Annotated in this window: 14 protein-coding genes and 3 tRNA genes; 9 read left to right on the plus strand and 8 right to left on the minus strand. The window is 52.6% G+C overall.

Annotation, left to right across the window (positions count from 1 at the left end):
- Positions 1-1500: a sugar ABC transporter ATP-binding protein gene (locus OGY35_RS10070; RefSeq protein ID WP_286632192.1), complete on the minus strand. Its 1500-nt coding sequence runs from the start codon at positions 1498-1500 to the stop codon at positions 1-3.
- A 478-nt stretch (positions 1501-1978) separates the two neighbouring features.
- On the opposite strand from OGY35_RS10070, the gene fucI reads away from it, so the two are divergent.
- From fucI to fucR, 4 genes are all read left to right on the plus strand, one after another.
- The gene (fucI, locus tag OGY35_RS10075; RefSeq protein ID WP_286632193.1) at positions 1979-3754 is read left to right on the plus strand and encodes an L-fucose isomerase; all 1776 of its coding nucleotides are present in this window, start codon (positions 1979-1981) and stop codon (positions 3752-3754) included.
- A 106-nt stretch (positions 3755-3860) separates the two neighbouring features.
- Positions 3861-5258 carry an L-fuculokinase gene (gene fucK / locus OGY35_RS10080; RefSeq protein ID WP_286632194.1) on the plus strand — a complete coding sequence of 466 codons (1398 nt, stop codon included), beginning with the start codon at positions 3861-3863 and terminating at the stop codon, positions 5256-5258.
- Positions 5259-5268: 10 nt separating this feature from the next.
- Positions 5269-5691: an L-fucose mutarotase gene (fucU, locus tag OGY35_RS10085; protein WP_286632195.1), complete on the plus strand. Its 423-nt coding sequence runs from the start codon at positions 5269-5271 to the stop codon at positions 5689-5691.
- A gap of 42 nt (positions 5692-5733) precedes the next feature.
- The gene (fucR, locus tag OGY35_RS10090; protein ID WP_286632196.1) at positions 5734-6444 is read left to right on the plus strand and encodes an L-fucose operon activator; all 711 of its coding nucleotides are present in this window, start codon (positions 5734-5736) and stop codon (positions 6442-6444) included.
- Positions 6445-7026: 582 nt separating this feature from the next.
- Here the strand turns inward: fucR and OGY35_RS10095 are convergent.
- The 5 genes from OGY35_RS10095 to OGY35_RS10115 all read right to left on the minus strand — a co-directional run bounded on the left by OGY35_RS10095 (position 7027) and on the right by OGY35_RS10115 (position 10763).
- Positions 7027-7194, minus strand: a complete 168-nt coding sequence (locus OGY35_RS10095; RefSeq protein WP_061075167.1) for a YhfL family protein — start codon at positions 7192-7194, stop codon at positions 7027-7029.
- A gap of 566 nt (positions 7195-7760) precedes the next feature.
- A complete protein-coding gene (gene rlmM / locus OGY35_RS10100; protein WP_286632197.1) occupies positions 7761-8861 on the minus strand; it encodes a 23S rRNA (cytidine(2498)-2'-O)-methyltransferase RlmM in 1101 nt (366 codons plus the stop codon).
- On the minus strand, positions 8854-9249 hold the full coding sequence (locus OGY35_RS10105; RefSeq protein WP_046486574.1) for a DUF423 domain-containing protein: 396 nt from the start codon (positions 9247-9249) through the stop codon (positions 8854-8856). The genes rlmM and OGY35_RS10105 overlap by 8 nt, the downstream gene beginning before the upstream one ends.
- An 18-nt stretch (positions 9250-9267) precedes the next feature.
- Positions 9268-10185: a glycine cleavage system transcriptional regulator GcvA gene (gene gcvA, locus OGY35_RS10110; protein WP_286632198.1), complete on the minus strand. Its 918-nt coding sequence runs from the start codon at positions 10183-10185 to the stop codon at positions 9268-9270.
- Positions 10186-10535: 350 nt separating this feature from the next.
- Entirely contained in the window at positions 10536-10763 is a 228-nt protein-coding gene (locus OGY35_RS10115; protein WP_042322452.1) for a YgdI/YgdR family lipoprotein, read from the minus strand.
- 192 nt (positions 10764-10955) lie between these two features.
- Here OGY35_RS10115 and csdA point away from each other — a divergent pair, with 192 nt between their 5' ends.
- Both csdA and csdE read left to right on the plus strand, forming a co-directional pair.
- Complete coding sequence (csdA, locus tag OGY35_RS10120; protein ID WP_152402387.1) at positions 10956-12161, plus strand: cysteine desulfurase CsdA; 1206 nt, start codon at positions 10956-10958, stop codon at positions 12159-12161.
- Complete coding sequence (gene csdE, locus OGY35_RS10125; RefSeq protein WP_152402385.1) at positions 12161-12607, plus strand: cysteine desulfurase sulfur acceptor subunit CsdE; 447 nt, start codon at positions 12161-12163, stop codon at positions 12605-12607. The genes csdA and csdE overlap by 1 nt, the downstream gene beginning before the upstream one ends.
- Before the next feature lie 24 nt (positions 12608-12631).
- On the opposite strand, the gene tcdA is transcribed toward csdE, so the two are convergent.
- Together tcdA and mltA are read right to left on the minus strand one after the other, a co-directional pair.
- Complete coding sequence (gene tcdA / locus OGY35_RS10130; protein ID WP_286632199.1) at positions 12632-13438, minus strand: tRNA cyclic N6-threonylcarbamoyladenosine(37) synthase TcdA; 807 nt, start codon at positions 13436-13438, stop codon at positions 12632-12634.
- A gap of 108 nt (positions 13439-13546) precedes the next feature.
- Complete coding sequence (gene mltA, locus OGY35_RS10135) at positions 13547-14644, minus strand: murein transglycosylase A (RefSeq protein WP_286632200.1); 1098 nt, start codon at positions 14642-14644, stop codon at positions 13547-13549.
- 207 nt (positions 14645-14851) lie between these two features.
- Here mltA and OGY35_RS10140 point away from each other — a divergent pair.
- The 3 genes from OGY35_RS10140 (at position 14852) to OGY35_RS10150 (ending at position 15259) form a co-directional block, all read left to right on the plus strand.
- Positions 14852-14928, plus strand: a tRNA-Met gene (locus OGY35_RS10140).
- A 94-nt stretch (positions 14929-15022) separates the two neighbouring features.
- Positions 15023-15099, plus strand: a tRNA-Met gene (locus OGY35_RS10145).
- 83 nt (positions 15100-15182) lie between these two features.
- A tRNA-Met gene (locus OGY35_RS10150) sits at positions 15183-15259 on the plus strand.
- Positions 15260-15299 lie beyond the last annotated feature (40 nt).

Below are 15299 nucleotides of genomic sequence, written 5' to 3' on the forward strand. Positions count from 1 at the left end.
TTAATCCTCTAACGTCGCATATTGCATGATTTTTTCCTGGGTGGCGTTATCAGCAGTTAATTCTCCGGTAATACGACCACTGCGCATGACTAAGATACGATCGCACATGCCCAGAACCTCCGGTAATTCCGAGGAAATCATAATGATCGACTTCCCTTTCGCCACAAGACGATTCATTAATTCATAGATTTCTAATTTTGCGCCGACATCAATTCCCCGGGTGGGTTCATCAAAAATAAGAATATCGGTATCTTTACACACCCAGCGGGCAATAATTATTTTTTGCTGATTTCCCCCACTCAGATTCAGGGCCGCCTGTTGAAGGTGCGGTGTTTTAATTCTGAGCGCCCTGACCTGTTCTTCACTTGTTTGCTGGCAGCGTTTCGAATCAACGTTACCAAAACGGTCGGCGTATTCAGGGTAATTCCCCAACATGATATTGCGCTCAACGGACAAATTAAGCGCCAGCCCCTCTTTTTTGCGATCTTCGGTTAAATAGCTAATACCTTGCGCAATGGCGTCAGAAATACTCTTTATCACAATGACCTTGCCGTTCAGCGTAATGGTCCCGCTGTCGATAGGATCGGCGCCAAAAATGGCCCGCGCCAGTTCCGTACGCCCGGCGCCCATCAAACCGGCAAAACCCAGGATCTCTCCCCGATTCAACGTAAAGTCGATGTTATTGAGAACGCCTTTGCGCGTGAGGCCGCTGACTTCCAGCACCGGTTCCTGATGTGCCCGCGCTTCGCGGCGAGGATAGATGTTTCCCAATTCACGCCCGACCATCATCGCAATCAGGTCGCTTATCTTCACGTTTTCATAATCAACGGTATCAATGTACTGGCCGTCGCGCATAACCGTCGCGCGATCGGCAATCAGCGCCAGTTCTTCCAGACGATGCGAGATGTAGACAATCCCGGTTCCCTGTGCTTTAAGCAACCGGGTCACCTGGAATAAACTTTCTATTTCCGTTTCCGTCAGCGCCGCCGTAGGTTCATCCATAATCAGGATTTTGGCATTGACGGAAATCGCTTTCGCGATTTCCACCATCTGCTGTTGTGCCACCGTCAGGTCTGCCACCAGCGTTTCTGGCGAAATATTCAGGTTTAATTTCTGCAAAATCTCGCTTGCCGCCTGTCGCTGTTGCTTTTCATCCAGTCGCCAACGGTTATTTTTACAAAACTCTCTGCCAATAAAGATATTTTCTTCCACGGTTAATTCCGGAAAGAGATTAAATTCCTGATGAATAATAGTGATCCCGGCATTTTGCGCACTGAGCGGATCGCTGAATGACACAGGATGATCCTCAAATATAATATCCCCTTCATCCGGTTGATAAACACCGGATAAAATTTTCATTAGCGTGGACTTTCCTGCACCATTTTCGCCTAATAGCGCATGCACTTCGCCTTTGCGAAGAGTAAAGTTCACATTGCTCAACGCTAATACGCCGGGAAAGCGTTTGGTAATATGATTCATCTGTAAAAATGTTTCGGACATTGCTGCTTTCCTCAATAATCAGAAACTGCAGGCAGTGAATCAGGCGAAGTGCATTCTCAGGGAGCGAGCGTCACCATGAATGTGAATACTTCCTGAAAACACGTATACGTCACGTCGATATGTTGCCAGATATTGCTAACTCGAGTTAGCGATTTGCCCTTTTAAAGCTATTTTAGCCACCAAAAATAGCCAAATCATTTGGGTTAAAACTGTGATACCGGACAGACATTTATTTCTAATTATTTGATTTTAAATATTTTAATAAATTTGACTGCCTCTGAATTATTTGATGCAGATCGAATTTTAACCACTTCTCGTGAAGCCACTCACAATCCCATCAGAAAAAAGTTGTGTAAAAAACACACCAATATCTAAGCTAACTCGAGTTAGCAATTTTATCTGTTTCAGCCGCCTGCTGCGCTGGTGCTCTTTTCATCCGCCTGAGCAGCGCGCCAATACGTGAGATGAGGAACCCCGAATGAAGAAGATCAGCCTACCGAAAATTGGTATTCGTCCGGTCATTGATGGACGCCGAATGGGCGTTCGTGAATCACTGGAAGCACAGACGATGAATATGGCAAAGGCGACTGCAGCCCTACTGGCGGAGAAGTTGCGCTACGCCTGCGGCACGCCGGTTGAATGTGTTATTGCCGACACCTGTATTGCCGGAATGGCGGAATCCGCCGCCTGTGAGGAAAAATTCAGTCGTCAGAATGTCGGTCTGACGATCACCGTGACGCCGTGCTGGTGCTACGGTAGCGAAACCATCGATATGGATCCTCTACGTCCGAAAGCCATCTGGGGCTTTAATGGCACCGAACGCCCGGGCGCGGTTTACCTGGCTGCGGCGCTGGCGGCGCATAGCCAAAAGGGGATCCCTGCGTTCTCCATCTACGGCAAGGATGTACAGGATGCCGGCGATACGTCTATCCCGGACGATGTTGAGGAAAAACTGCTGCGCTTCGCCCGGGCAGGACTCGCCGTCGCCAGCATGAAGGGCAAAAGCTACCTCTCTCTGGGCGGAGTGTCGATGGGGATCGCCGGTTCCATCGTCGATCATCATTTCTTTGAGTCCTGGCTGGGGATGAAGGTCCAGTCCGTCGATATGACCGAGCTACGTCGTCGCATCGATCAAAAAATCTATGACGAAGCCGAGCTGGAAATGGCGCTGGCATGGGCGGATAAACACTTCCGCTATGGCGAAGATAAAAATGCTAAACAGTATCAGCGTAACGCCGAACAAAGCCGGGCGATCCTGCGGGAAAGCCTGCTGATGGCAATGTGCATTCGCGACATGATGCAAGGGAACCCTAAGCTGGCAGAAAAGGGACGCGTGGAAGAGTCACTCGGCTATAACGCGATTGCCGCGGGCTTTCAGGGGCAACGTCACTGGACCGATCAATACCCCAACGGCGATACCGCCGAAGCGTTGCTGAACAGTTCGTTTGACTGGAACGGCGTGCGCGAACCGTTTGTGGTCGCCACCGAAAACGACAGTCTGAACGGCGTCGCCATGCTGCTTGGACATCAGTTGACCGGCACCGCACAGGTCTTTGCCGATGTGCGTACCTACTGGTCGCCAGAAGCGGTTGAACGAGTGACGGGCCAAGCGCTGACCGGACGTGCTGAACACGGCATTATCCATCTGATCAACTCCGGTTCCGCCGCGCTGGATGGTACCTGTAAACAGCGCGACAGCGAAGGAAAACCGACGGTGAAACCGCACTGGGAGGTGACACAGCAGGAGGCTGACGCCTGCCTGGCGGCCACCGAGTGGTGTCCGGCTATCCATGAATATTTCCGCGGCGGCGGCTATTCATCACGCTTCCTGACCGAAGGCGGCGTACCGTTCACCATGACCCGCGTGAACATCATCAAAGGTCTGGGGCCGGTACTGCAAATTGCCGAGGGCTGGAGCGTCGAACTGCCGAAAGCGGTGCATGACACCCTCGACAAACGCACCGATTCCAGTTGGCCCACCACCTGGTTTGCACCACGCCTTACCGGTAAAGGACCATTCTCCGACGTCTATTCCGTGATGGCTAACTGGGGCGCGAACCACGGCGTCCTGACCGTCGGCCACGTCGGCGCAGACTTTATCACCCTCGCCGCCATGCTGCGCATTCCGGTCTGCATGCACAACGTGGAAGAGGCGAAAATTTACCGCCCCTCCGCCTGGGCCGCGCACGGTATGGATACAGAAGGCCAGGATTACCGCGCCTGTCAGAACTACGGGCCACTGTATAAACGTTAAGCATTGCGCAATTGCCTGATGGCGACGCTGAGACAGCTTATCCTGCCTACGGGTAAACAACGTGTAGACAGGATAAGCGCGGTGCCATCCGGCAACGGGAGTCATAATGAAAAATGAAATCATCCTGGTTCTCGACTGTGGCGCAACAAACGTGCGGGCCATTGCCGTCGACTGTCAGGGACACATTGTCGCCCGTGCTGCGGTTGCCAATGCCAGCGAGATTGCCGCAGAAAACAGTGCCTGGCACCAATGGTCGCTGGATGCCATCCTGCAACGTTTTGCACAGTGCTGCCAGAAACTATCCGCTGAACTCTCGGTCTGTCGGATCCGCGGCATCACGGTCACCACTTTTGGCGTTGACGGCGCGCTGGTCGATGAACGCGGCGAGTTACTCTACCCCATCATCAGTTGGAAATGCCCACGCACCGCCTCGGTGATGGAAAACATCCGTCGTTTTATGTCGCCGCGTCAACTTCAGACCCTTTCCGGCGTCGGCGCATTTAGCTTCAACACGCTGTACAAGCTGATATGGCTTAAAGAAAATTACCCACAGCTGCTGGAGCGGGCCCACGCCTGGCTGTTCATCTCTTCACTCATTAATCATCGTCTGACCGGCGAATTCACCACTGACATCACCATGGCTGGCACCAGCCAGATGCTGGATATCCAGCAGCGGGATTTCAGTACCGATATTTTACAGGCCACAGGACTGCCGCGACGGCTCTTCCCGCGACTTGTAGAGGCGGGTGAACAGACAGGTTCGCTACAGCCTGCTATGGCAACGATACTCGGTCTCCCGCCGGGAATTCCCGTGATCTCCGCCGGACATGATACCCAGTTTGCGCTGTTTGGCGCCGGCGCGGAGCAAGACGAACCGGTTCTCTCTTCCGGCACGTGGGAGATCCTGATGGTGCGTAGCGCGAGGGTTGATACGTCGCTATTGAGCGGACATGCGGGTTCAACCTGTGAACTGGACAGCCAGTCAGGACTTTATAATCCTGGCATGCAGTGGCTTGCTTCCGGCGTACTTGAATGGGTGCGCAAGCTACTGTGGACACCCGAAACCCCCTGGCAAACGTTGATTGCACAAGCGCAAGCGATTCCTGCCGGGTCCGATGGCGTGCAGATGCAGTGCGAACTGCTCTCTTCTGCAAACGCAGGCTGGCGAGGCGTTACGCTCAATACCACCCGCGCGCATTTCTATCGCGCGGCGCTGGAAGGATTAACGGAGCAACTGCGACATAACCTGCATACGCTGGAAAAAATTGGTCAGTTCCGCGCGACGGAACTGCTGTTGGTCGGCGGCGGGAGCCGCAATGCGCTGTGGAATCAGATCAAGGCCAATACTCTTGAGATCCCTATCAAGGTGCTGGATGACGCGGAAACCACCGTTGCCGGCGCGGCGATGTACGGTTGGTATGGCATCGGCGCGTTTTCCAGTCCGCAGCAGGCCAGAGAACAGGTGCGCTACCAGTACCGTTATTTCTATCCCCGCACAGAGTAAAGGAATATATATGCTTAAAACCATTTCTCCTCTCATCTCACCAGAACTGCTTAAAGTTCTGACGCAAATGGGGCACGGCGATGAAATTATTTTCTCAGACGCGCACTTCCCGGCGCACAGCATGGGACCGCAGGTGATCCGTGCCGATGGTCTCAGCGTCAGCGACTTACTGCGAGCCGTGATCCCGCTGTTTGAGCTCGACAGCTATGCGCCACCGCTGGTCATGATGGCTGCCGTCGAAGGCGACACGCTCGACCCGCGCGTTGAAGCGCGCTATCGCGATGCACTTTCCGCACAGACGCCGTGTCCGGAGATTACTCGTATCGATCGCTTCGCCTTCTACGATCGTGCGCAAAAGGCTTTTGCGATTGTCATCACCGGCGAGTGCGCAAAGTACGGGAATATTCTTTTAAAAAAAGGGGTAACACCGTAATCTCAATCGCGGTTGGGGCATTTGATTGAGAGGTGATAAGAGATGAAAGCGGCACGTCAGCAGGCGATCGTGGATCTGCTCAGTCAGTATAAAAGCCTGACCACGGAGACACTGGCCGTTCAGCTCAGCGTCAGTAAAGAGACCATCCGCCGCGATCTCAGCGAACTGCAGATTCAAGGCAAAATACTGCGCAACCACGGGCGCGCAAAAAGGATCCTGCGGGAAAATCCGGACAGCGGCGATCCCTTTCATATGCGCCTGAAGAGCCATTACGCGCATAAAGCCGATATCGCCAGAAAGGCGTTGAGCTGGATTGAAGAAGGCATGGTCATTGCGCTGGATGCCAGTTCTACCTGTTGGTATCTGGCTCGGCAACTGCCGGATATCAATATACAGGTCTTTACCAACAGCCAGCCCATTTGCCAGGAACTCGGTAAGCGCCAGCATATTCAACTCATCAGTTCCGGCGGCAGACTCGAGCGCAAGCATGGTTGTTACGTCAATCCTGCGCTCATTTCGCAGCTCAAATCCCTTGAGATCGACCTGTTTATTTTTTCCTGCGAAGGGATCGACGGCGGCGGCGCACTATGGGATTCCAGCACCTTTAACGCCGATTTCAAATCGGTCCTGTTGAAACGCGCGTCGCAGTCGCTATTGCTGATCGATAAGAGTAAATTCAATCGCTCAGGAGAAGCCCGACTCGGGCATCTGGATGACGTAACGCATATTGTGTCGGACAGTACGTCGATGTAATCAGATCATCACATTCAACAAATAAAAGTCATTACTCTCGCTACAGTGGCAATGTCCCTGACAATATCATCTAACGCGTTAGAAACAATCATAAGAATAATTAACCATAAAATTATTATTTAACATATTAAATTAAAATAGTTCATTAACTCAACTCCCCCTGTAAAATACAAAGCAAGAAAAAAACATTAAAAACACATAAAGATAGCAATCTTCTTTTTGATTTCAACCCCAGATCGTGTGGGTTCAACAGAGGTAATTGCCTGGCGTGTGGAATGGTTGTCGGAAGGTGAAATACGCCTTCATCTCCCCGATGAAACGATTTCCGTCAATATTGCTCTTCGCTGACAAGACGAGATAAATAATTAAGTCATTAGACCGAAATTATAACACGTCACCCTTTTCTTCACATCATCAGTTTCAATCAATGAAATTCAGGTAAAAGTTGAGTTTTTACTGTGTCATAGTAACGTGGTACTTACGCATTGATCTGCTGGATAAAAGAATGATTTCTCAGAGTGTGCTGACTTTACGTGGGTAAGACAGATGCTGAGCCAACCAGAGCGGTTGGCTCAGACAGGATTACTGATCTACAGGACCACAGCCACCAATAATCTTAGAAATAGAAATTGCCGGGTGTAACAAATAATCGTAATCACAATTTTTTTGTTTGTTATAGACACTACCTGTGCAACCAGAAATCACAGAGATAGCAATAGCAAGCAGAGAGAATTTAATTACCTTTGACATGTTGTCTCCTTGGTATAATAATGCCAACCTAATGTTTTTAGCCATTAAGCTCTGGAAATTTAACTTGCCATATCATGGCATTTAACGTTACGTTTTCTTCAGAACATCAAAAAATGCATAGTACTACTATTATTCACATTCAATACAATGTCTGTTTTTCGGCCAGGTAACAAATCTGACCGGGAAAACGTATAATCATTATTATCAGCAAGATCTGACGAACGCAATACATAAAAGAAAATTAGGACAATATAAACATTATCGACTTTATATTTTTTTGGACGTTTATATGACCATCAGTCTAATAACATTCCTTGATGGATACATGAATATCTTATTCCATGGCAACATTCAGTGTTTTGTCCATTCAAAACTACACAAACCAGCGTTTTATCTTTAAAGTATTAATTATGCATGCCAAAGTAAATAATTAGCTTTTTAATGATATTAATATTGATGTATCCCCTTCTCAGGCCGGATTAATGCTGATGAAAATAAGAAATACTGATGGGAAGAACAGCGCCTGACGGCGCTGTGGTTACTCTTGCAAAAGACAAAAGCAGACGCTAGCGCTCGTCGCGACGCCCACCGACCGCTGCCCACAGGCGGCGGACGTGCACCGTCACCTCTTCACGATCGTGATACAGCTGACGCGCCTGAATCTGCGCATTCACGCCGTGCTCGTCGAGTTGCGCCTGGATATAGGCCAGGTTCTGCGAAACCTCTTCGTAGCGTTTTTTCATCGGCAACTTGAGGTTAAAGATGGTTTCCCGGCACCAGCCGTTGACCAGCCACTGCGCCATCAGCGCCGCCACTTTCGCCGGCTTCTCAACCATGTCGCACACCATCCACGAGATGTTGTTGCGGTTGGGGCGATACCTGAAGCCGTCTTCGCGAAGCCAGGTGACCTGCCCGGTATCCATCAGGCTTTGCGCCATCGGGCCGTTATCGACTGAATACACCCACATATTGCGTTTGACCAGCTGATAGGTCCAGCCGCCGGGGCAGGCCCCTAAATCCACCGCGTACATCCCGTTTGCCAGACGCTCATCCCACTCATCTTGCGGAATAAACACGTGCAGCGCTTCTTCCAGCTTCAGCGTCGAGCGGCTTGGCGCATCGGCCGGGAACTTCAGGCGTGGAATGCCCATATAGTACGGCGAGTTGTTACTGGCCCAGGAGTAGCCGGTATAGCAGCAGCCCGGCGCAATAAAGAAGACGTGCACTACCGGGCGCTTCGGCGTCTCATAATTCGTCAGAACGCCAGCATCGCGCAGCGCGGCTCGCAACGGCACCGTAAATTTGCGGCAGAACTTCATCAGCTCTTTGCTTTCATTCGTATCTGCCACTTCCACGCGCAAATCGCCGCCTTTCTCCACCACGCCCTGCAACATGCCAACAATCGGCGTAATGCGATCTTCCGGTGGCAAATGCTGGAGCAATTCGCCGACCACAAACCATTGACGAGCAAAAATCAGTGAACTGAACGGCAGCTCGCTGATAATTTTTTCGGCGTCTTCTGCCTGATAGCACTCATAGATGACATAGCCCGCGTTCTCTTTGACGCGAGCAAAACCGAAAAGCTCCCGACGCCCTGCTTTGTCGGTAATTTCGGCGGCACACTCTTTTTCAAAGCCCGGGCGACACAACAACACAACCTTATTCATGAACTACGCCCTTACGCTTCAAACGGATGGCGCCAATTAACATCAGCACCCAACCTGCCAGGAAGCTGACGCCGCCGACAGGGGTAACAAACGCCCACAGGCGCAGATGAGACAGCGCCAGGCAATACAGACTACCGCTAAACAGCACCGTGCCCAGGGCAAGAAAAACACTACTCCAGTAAAACCAGATGCTGATCCGGCGTTGCATCGCCACCGCCAGCCCGAAGATAGCCAGCGTATGAAACGCCTGATATTGCAGGCCGGTCTGGATCCAGCCCATTTCAACCACACCGAGGGTTTTGCTCAGGACATGCGCACCGAAAGCCCCCAGAGCGACATAAATAAAGCCACTGATCGCGGCAAAAATCAGCATAAAACGGCTGGTCATGGTAATACCCTAAGTAAGTTATTGTTCGTAACGAAAGCGGAATTTCTCTTGTTCCGTGGCCGCTTTCGCCAGTATCCACTGACGGAACGCGGCTATTTTACCCAGTTCTGCCTGACTGTCATGACAAACCAGATAAAATGCATTTTTACTGACCAGCACATCATTAAACGGGCAGACGAGTCGTCCCGCCTCAATTTCTGACTGCGCCATCACGTTATTCGCCAGCGCAACGCCCTGTCCGTGGATAGCGGCCTGCAGCACCATCGCACTATGGCTAAAGATAGGCCCTTGCTGCACGTTGATGTGATTCAGCCCCAACTGTCGCGTATAGGTTTGCCAGTCACGACGTGAGGCATCATGCAGCAAAGTATGCGAAGCCAAATCCGCGGGTGATTTCAGGGGATTATCCCCCGTCAGCAGCAGCGGCGAGCACACCGGCAGCAGATACTCGGCGTACAATTTTTCTACGCGTAGCCCAGGCCAGTTGCCGCGGCCATAAAAAATCGCCACGTCGACGTCGTCCGCCAGTTTATCTTCCTGACGGTCCACCGCCTGGATCCTGACATCAATTCCCGGATAAGCTGAGTTAAAGCTAGAGAGTCGTGGCACCAGCCACTGAATCGCAAAACTGGGCAATAAACTGACCGTCAGCGCCCCTTTTGCACTCCGCGCCTGAAGTTTACGCGTGGCTTCGGTTAATTGCGAAAAAATCTCTTTTATGTCGAGGAAGTAGCTCTGCCCTTCTTCGGTAAGAAGAAGAGAACGGTTGCGTCGACGAAACAGCTTCAGTCCCAAAAAATCCTCAAGTGACTTGATTTGGTGGCTTACTGCGGCCTGCGTCACAAAAAGCTCTTCTGCTGCGCGGGTGAAGCTCAGATGCCGTGCGGCGGCATCAAAAACACGTAATGCGTTCAGCGGTGGAAGTCGTTTTGACATGGCTTTTAAACTTTGATGTTAAAAGAATTTAACAATTAAGCTACACTATGTAACCTATTAGTTTTTTTAATCTGAGCCATTATAATTTGTCCGTTGAGGAACTACCAGCAAATACCTATAGTGGCGGCACTTCCTGAGCCGGAACGAAAAGTTTTATCGGAATGCGTGTTCTGGTGGGCTTTTGGCTTACGGTTGTGATGTTGTGTTGTTGTGTTTGCAATTGGTCTGCGATTCAGACCACGGTAGCAACGCTACCCTTTTTCACTTCCTGTACATTTACCCTGTCTGTCCATAGTGATTAATGTAGCACCGCCAATTTGCGGTGCTTTTTTTTACCTGATATCTGGCGACTACTGATCCAACTCGACCATCTCTTTCACATCGGTACGATTGATCTGCTGTTTGTTGCCATTAGCGTCCTTGTACGAAATCATCCCGGTTTCATCATCGGTTTTCGGCTTACCGTCCGCGACGATGCTACGACCATCATTGGTGTGCATCACATAGTTCGGACCGGAACAGGCGCTCAGGGCAAAAGTCAGCATACATGCAGAGATAATTGCGGCAGTCTTTTTCATCTTCTTCTCCTTAAAGCTGTTTATGCTATTTAAAACGTACTCCGTAACAGGCATAAATATTTACCTAACATAATTCAGCATAAGCTACTGGTCTGATTTCGCCACAACATCCAGAGTATTCCTGGTGGCCGCACAATCCTTGAATCAGCGACCAATTTGCGCCACGATCGGATCACTGAATCGAGGAATACCATGAACGCTTTCAATCCCGCGCAGTTTCGCGCGCAATTTCCCGCATTAGCTGACGCGGGCGTCTATCTTGATAGCGCCGCGACGGCCCTCAAACCACAGGCCGTTATTGAGGCGACCCGACAGTTCTATAGTCTGAGCGCCGGCAACGTCCACCGCAGTCAGTTTGCCGAAGCCCAGCGCCTGACCGCGCGCTATGAGGCCGCGCGGGAAAAGGTGGCGCGTTTGCTGAACGCGCCTGATGACAAAACCATCGTCTGGACCCGTGGCACCACGGAGGCCATCAACATGGTGGCGCAGAGCTATGCCCGCCCTCGCCTGCAACCGGGTGATGAGATTATCGTCAGCGTCGCGGAGCACCATGCGAACCTTGTGCCGTGGCTGATGGTCGCGGAGCAAACCGGGGCGAAAGTGGTCAAGCTACCGCTCAATACCCAGCACCTGCCTGACGTCGAACGCCTGCCGGAGATTATCACCCCGCGAAGCCGAATTCTCGCACTAGGGCAGATGTCGAACGTTACCGGCGGCTGCCCGGACTTAGCCCGAGCCATTACGCTCGCCCATGCCGCTGACATGGTGGTGATGGTGGATGGCGCGCAGGGGGCGGTCCATTTCCCGGCGGATGTCCAGGCGCTCGATATCGACTTCTACGCCTTCTCCGGACATAAGCTGTACGGCCCAACCGGCATCGGCGTGCTTTTCGGCAAACCAGCGTTGCTGGCAGCCATGTCGCCCTGGCTTGGTGGCGGTAAGATGATCAACGAAGTCAGTTTCGAGGGCTTCACTACTCAAGCCGCACCGTGGAAGCTGGAAGCGGGCACTCCTAACGTCGCTGGCGTGATTGGCATGAGCGCCGCGCTGGAATGGCTGGCCGACATTGATATCATCCAGGCGGAAAGCTGGAGTCGCGGGCTGGCCACGCTGGCGGAAGAGGCGCTGGCTCAGCGTCCGGGGTTCCGTTCGTTTCGCTGTCAGGACTCCAGTCTGCTGGCCTTTGATTTTGCCGGGGTTCACCATAGCGATATGGTCACCCTGCTGGCGGAGTATGGCATCGCACTGCGTGCCGGTCAGCACTGCGCGCAGCCGCTGCTGGCTGAACTTGGCGTCACGGGTACGCTACGCGCCTCATTTGCGCCGTATAATACCCAAAGTGATGTGGATGCGCTGGTCAACGCTGTTGATCGCGCACTGGAAATACTGGTGGATTAATGACTAGCCCAATGTTTGCCGGACACCCGTTCGGCACAACCATAACCGAAGAGACGCTGCGCCATACCTTTCTCCCGCTGACCCAGTGGGAAGACAAATATCGTCAGTTGATCCTGCTCGGTAAACAGCTTCCGGCATTGCCCGACTATCTCAAAGCGCAGGCCAAAGAGATTGCTGGCTGCGAAAATCGCGTCTGGCTGGGATATACATGCTCTGAAAAGGGCACGCTACACTTTTTCGGCGACAGTGAAGGTCGCATCGTGCGCGGACTGCTGGCGGTATTGCTGACCGCCGCAGAAGGGAAAACGCCGGCGGAACTTCTGGCCCATTCGCCGCTGGCGTTGTTTGATGAGCTGGGGCTACGAACTCAGCTCAGCGCGTCGCGCGGCCAGGGCCTGGCGGCGTTGAACGAGGCAGTCATTAATGCGGCTCATTCCGCCGGATGACGACGCTGAAGCGTCTTATCCGGCCTACCCCTGGCGTGCCGCTTTTGCCATCATCTTTTTCAACGCATGGGATACTGCCACGAAACCGAACGTGGCGGTGACCATCGTTGCCGCGCCGAAGCCCGACGCACAGTCCATCCGCTTTGGTCCTTCTGCCGTCGCCTTCATGGCGCAGACGCTACCGTCTGACTGCGGATACACCAGCGCTTCCGTTGAAAACACACAGTCGACGCCGAGTTTGCCTTTACTGTTTTTCACTACGCCAAAATCGCTTTTCAGCCGTTCGCGCAGTTTTGCCGCCAGCGGATCCTGGATAGTTTTCGCCAGATCGACGACCTGAATCTGCGTAGGATCGATCTGACCACCCGCACCACCGGTGGTCACTAACGGGATCTTATTGCGTCGACAGTAGGCAATCAGCGCCGCTTTTGGCCGTACGCTGTCAATGGCATCAATGACATAGCTGAATCCCACGTTCATATATTCCGCGACGTTATCCGGCGTAACAAAGTCATCGACTACCGTCACCCGGCACTCGGGGTTGATCAGGCGAATACGCTCGGCCATCACTTCCGCCTTTGCCAGCCCGACATTGTCGCGCAGCGCATGGATCTGGCGGTTGGTGTTCGTCACGCAAACGTCATCCATATCGATAAGCGTAATCGCGCCGATCCCGGTTCGCGCCAGCGCTTCCGCCGCCCAGGAGCCGACGCCGCCGATCCCAACCACGCAGATATGCGCATCGGCAAACAGCTGTAGCGCTTTTTCACCATACAGACGCGCGGTGCCGCCAAAACGCTGACGCCAGGCATCACTAATTACAACAGACATAACACCTCAAATTCATTAATACCGAGCGGGATGGCTGCCTGATGGCGGCTGCGCCTTATCAGGCCTACCCGATGATGTAGGCCGGATAAGCGAAGCGCCATCCGGCGACTAGCCGCTAAACACGTTACCCGCGCCAGGCGCGCTCTTCAGTACCCATACGCGACCATAGTGATTATACCAGCCCGCGCGGTGTCCGGCGTCCGGTCCAATGCCCTGGTAAATATCGAAGTGCTGACCTTTAATCGCCCCACCGACATCCAGCGCCACCATCAGACGCAGCTCATACTGACCGTTAAATTTCCCGTTGTTGTCCAGCAGCGGAACTTCGGCGAGCAACGTCGTGCCCGCCGGGATAATACTGCGGTCAGACGCCACCGACGCGCGGCCAATCAGCGGTACCGCACTGGCCCCTTTCACCGGGGCAAAAGATTGCGGTTTAAAGAAGACGAATGACGGGTTCTGCTCAAGCAATTCACGCACTTGTGCTTCGCTGTGCGTTTCGCCCCAGTGGCGAATCGCCTGCATCGACATATCTTCTCTCTTCACTTCACCGCGATCGATCAACACTTTGCCAATACTGCGGTAGGCGTGACCGTTTTTCCCGGCATAGCTAAAGAAGTTCAGCGGGGAACCGTCGCCAAAGTCGATATAGCCGCTACCCTGCACGTCCATAATGAAGTTATCCATCAGGGAGTTGCTGTACGCCAGGATATAGCTGTCGCTCAGCGCACCGGAGTAGATCTCGGCGCGTGACGGCAGACGACCTCGCTTCGGCGGCATACGATAGATAGGGTACTGGAACTCGCCCTGGCGCGTATGACGCGCCTGAATCACCGGCGTGTAGTAACCGGTAAACTGCACGTTACCGTAGTTATCAGCGCCTTCCATCTGCCAGGCGTCAAGGCCAAACTGGCGCATGGCGCGCGTATCGCCACCGGCGCGCAGCCAGTCCTGCACGGCGTTATAAACATTGCTTTGATTACCGTACAGGCGCGGAGAAGCGCTGCGGATCTGATTGACCTGTTCGGCAAAATCGCCGGCGTTGATCGGTGCGCCGATGGCATCCGGCTGGTTCACCAGTGAGAAAGGCTGGGTAAACTTCCCGTCTTTATACTGCTGTCCGCGATCGGTTGGTTTGGAGGAACAGGCAGCCAACATTGCAACTACCGCGCCCACGAGAAGGTAACTGACCCAACGTCCTTTCATTGTTCTCTTCTTTTAGCTGTAAATCATGCGCAATGAAGATAACAAACCCGGCCCGCTAATGAAACGAGCACCGCTGCCCTGACGCAAATTTTGCACATTATTTAAACTGAAATGCCTTGTTTTTGTTCATTTTCATCCCGAAACCGTGATCCATGTGAAAAAAGGGTTGCATGAAAATGCGAGCAGAGTATAGTGCGCATCCACGGACGCGGGGTGGAGCAGCCTGGTAGCTCGTCGGGCTCATAACCCGAAGGTCGTCGGTTCAAATCCGGCCCCCGCAACCAATTAAAATTTGATGCAGTAAAGCTTTTGCATAGTCGTTCGAATCACAGTAGAGCCAACGCTCATGTGGTTTGAAATACGCAGCAGAAAGACGGACGCGGGGTGGAGCAGCCTGGTAGCTCGTCGGGCTCATAACCCGAAGGTCGTCGGTTCAAATCCGGCCCCCGCAACCAATCAAATTTGAAGTAGTAAAAGTTTCTGCATAGCAGTTCGAATCACAGGAAATGTGGTTTGAAATGCGCAGCAGAAAGACGGACGCGGGGTGGAGCAGCCTGGTAGCTCGTCGGGCTCATAACCCGAAGGTCGTCGGTTCAAATCCGGCCCCCGCAACCAACATCAAACACCTTAACGGGTGTTTTTTTGTTTCTGCGGT

The sequence above is a fragment of the Citrobacter sp. Ct235 genome, from assembly GCF_030332305.1.
Classification (GTDB): domain Bacteria; phylum Pseudomonadota; class Gammaproteobacteria; order Enterobacterales; family Enterobacteriaceae; genus Citrobacter_A; species Citrobacter_A telavivensis.

What these genes read in the sequence shown, in the direction of transcription:
- OGY35_RS10105 (WP_046486574.1), bottom strand. Translation starts at nt 9,249, where the DNA reads ATGACCAGCCGTTTTATGCTGATTTTTGCCGCGATCAGTGGCTTTATT.
- fucI (WP_286632193.1), top strand. Translation starts at nt 1,979, where the DNA reads ATGAAGAAGATCAGCCTACCGAAAATTGGTATTCGTCCGGTCATTGAT.
- fucR (WP_286632196.1), top strand. Translation starts at nt 5,734, where the DNA reads ATGAAAGCGGCACGTCAGCAGGCGATCGTGGATCTGCTCAGTCAGTAT.
- tcdA (WP_286632199.1), bottom strand. Translation starts at nt 13,438, where the DNA reads ATGTCTGTTGTAATTAGTGATGCCTGGCGTCAGCGTTTTGGCGGCACC.
- gcvA (WP_286632198.1), bottom strand. Translation starts at nt 10,185, where the DNA reads ATGTCAAAACGACTTCCACCGCTGAACGCATTACGTGTTTTTGATGCC.
- rlmM (WP_286632197.1), bottom strand. Translation starts at nt 8,861, where the DNA reads ATGAATAAGGTTGTGTTGTTGTGTCGCCCGGGCTTTGAAAAAGAGTGT.
- OGY35_RS10095 (WP_061075167.1), bottom strand. Translation starts at nt 7,194, where the DNA reads ATGTCAAAGGTAATTAAATTCTCTCTGCTTGCTATTGCTATCTCTGTG.
- mltA (WP_286632200.1), bottom strand. Translation starts at nt 14,644, where the DNA reads ATGAAAGGACGTTGGGTCAGTTACCTTCTCGTGGGCGCGGTAGTTGCA.
- fucK (WP_286632194.1), top strand. Translation starts at nt 3,861, where the DNA reads ATGAAAAATGAAATCATCCTGGTTCTCGACTGTGGCGCAACAAACGTG.
- OGY35_RS10115 (WP_042322452.1), bottom strand. Translation starts at nt 10,763, where the DNA reads ATGAAAAAGACTGCCGCAATTATCTCTGCATGTATGCTGACTTTTGCC.
- OGY35_RS10070 (WP_286632192.1), bottom strand. Translation starts at nt 1,500, where the DNA reads ATGTCCGAAACATTTTTACAGATGAATCATATTACCAAACGCTTTCCC.
- fucU (WP_286632195.1), top strand. Translation starts at nt 5,269, where the DNA reads ATGCTTAAAACCATTTCTCCTCTCATCTCACCAGAACTGCTTAAAGTT.
- csdE (WP_152402385.1), top strand. Translation starts at nt 12,161, where the DNA reads ATGACTAGCCCAATGTTTGCCGGACACCCGTTCGGCACAACCATAACC.
- csdA (WP_152402387.1), top strand. Translation starts at nt 10,956, where the DNA reads ATGAACGCTTTCAATCCCGCGCAGTTTCGCGCGCAATTTCCCGCATTA.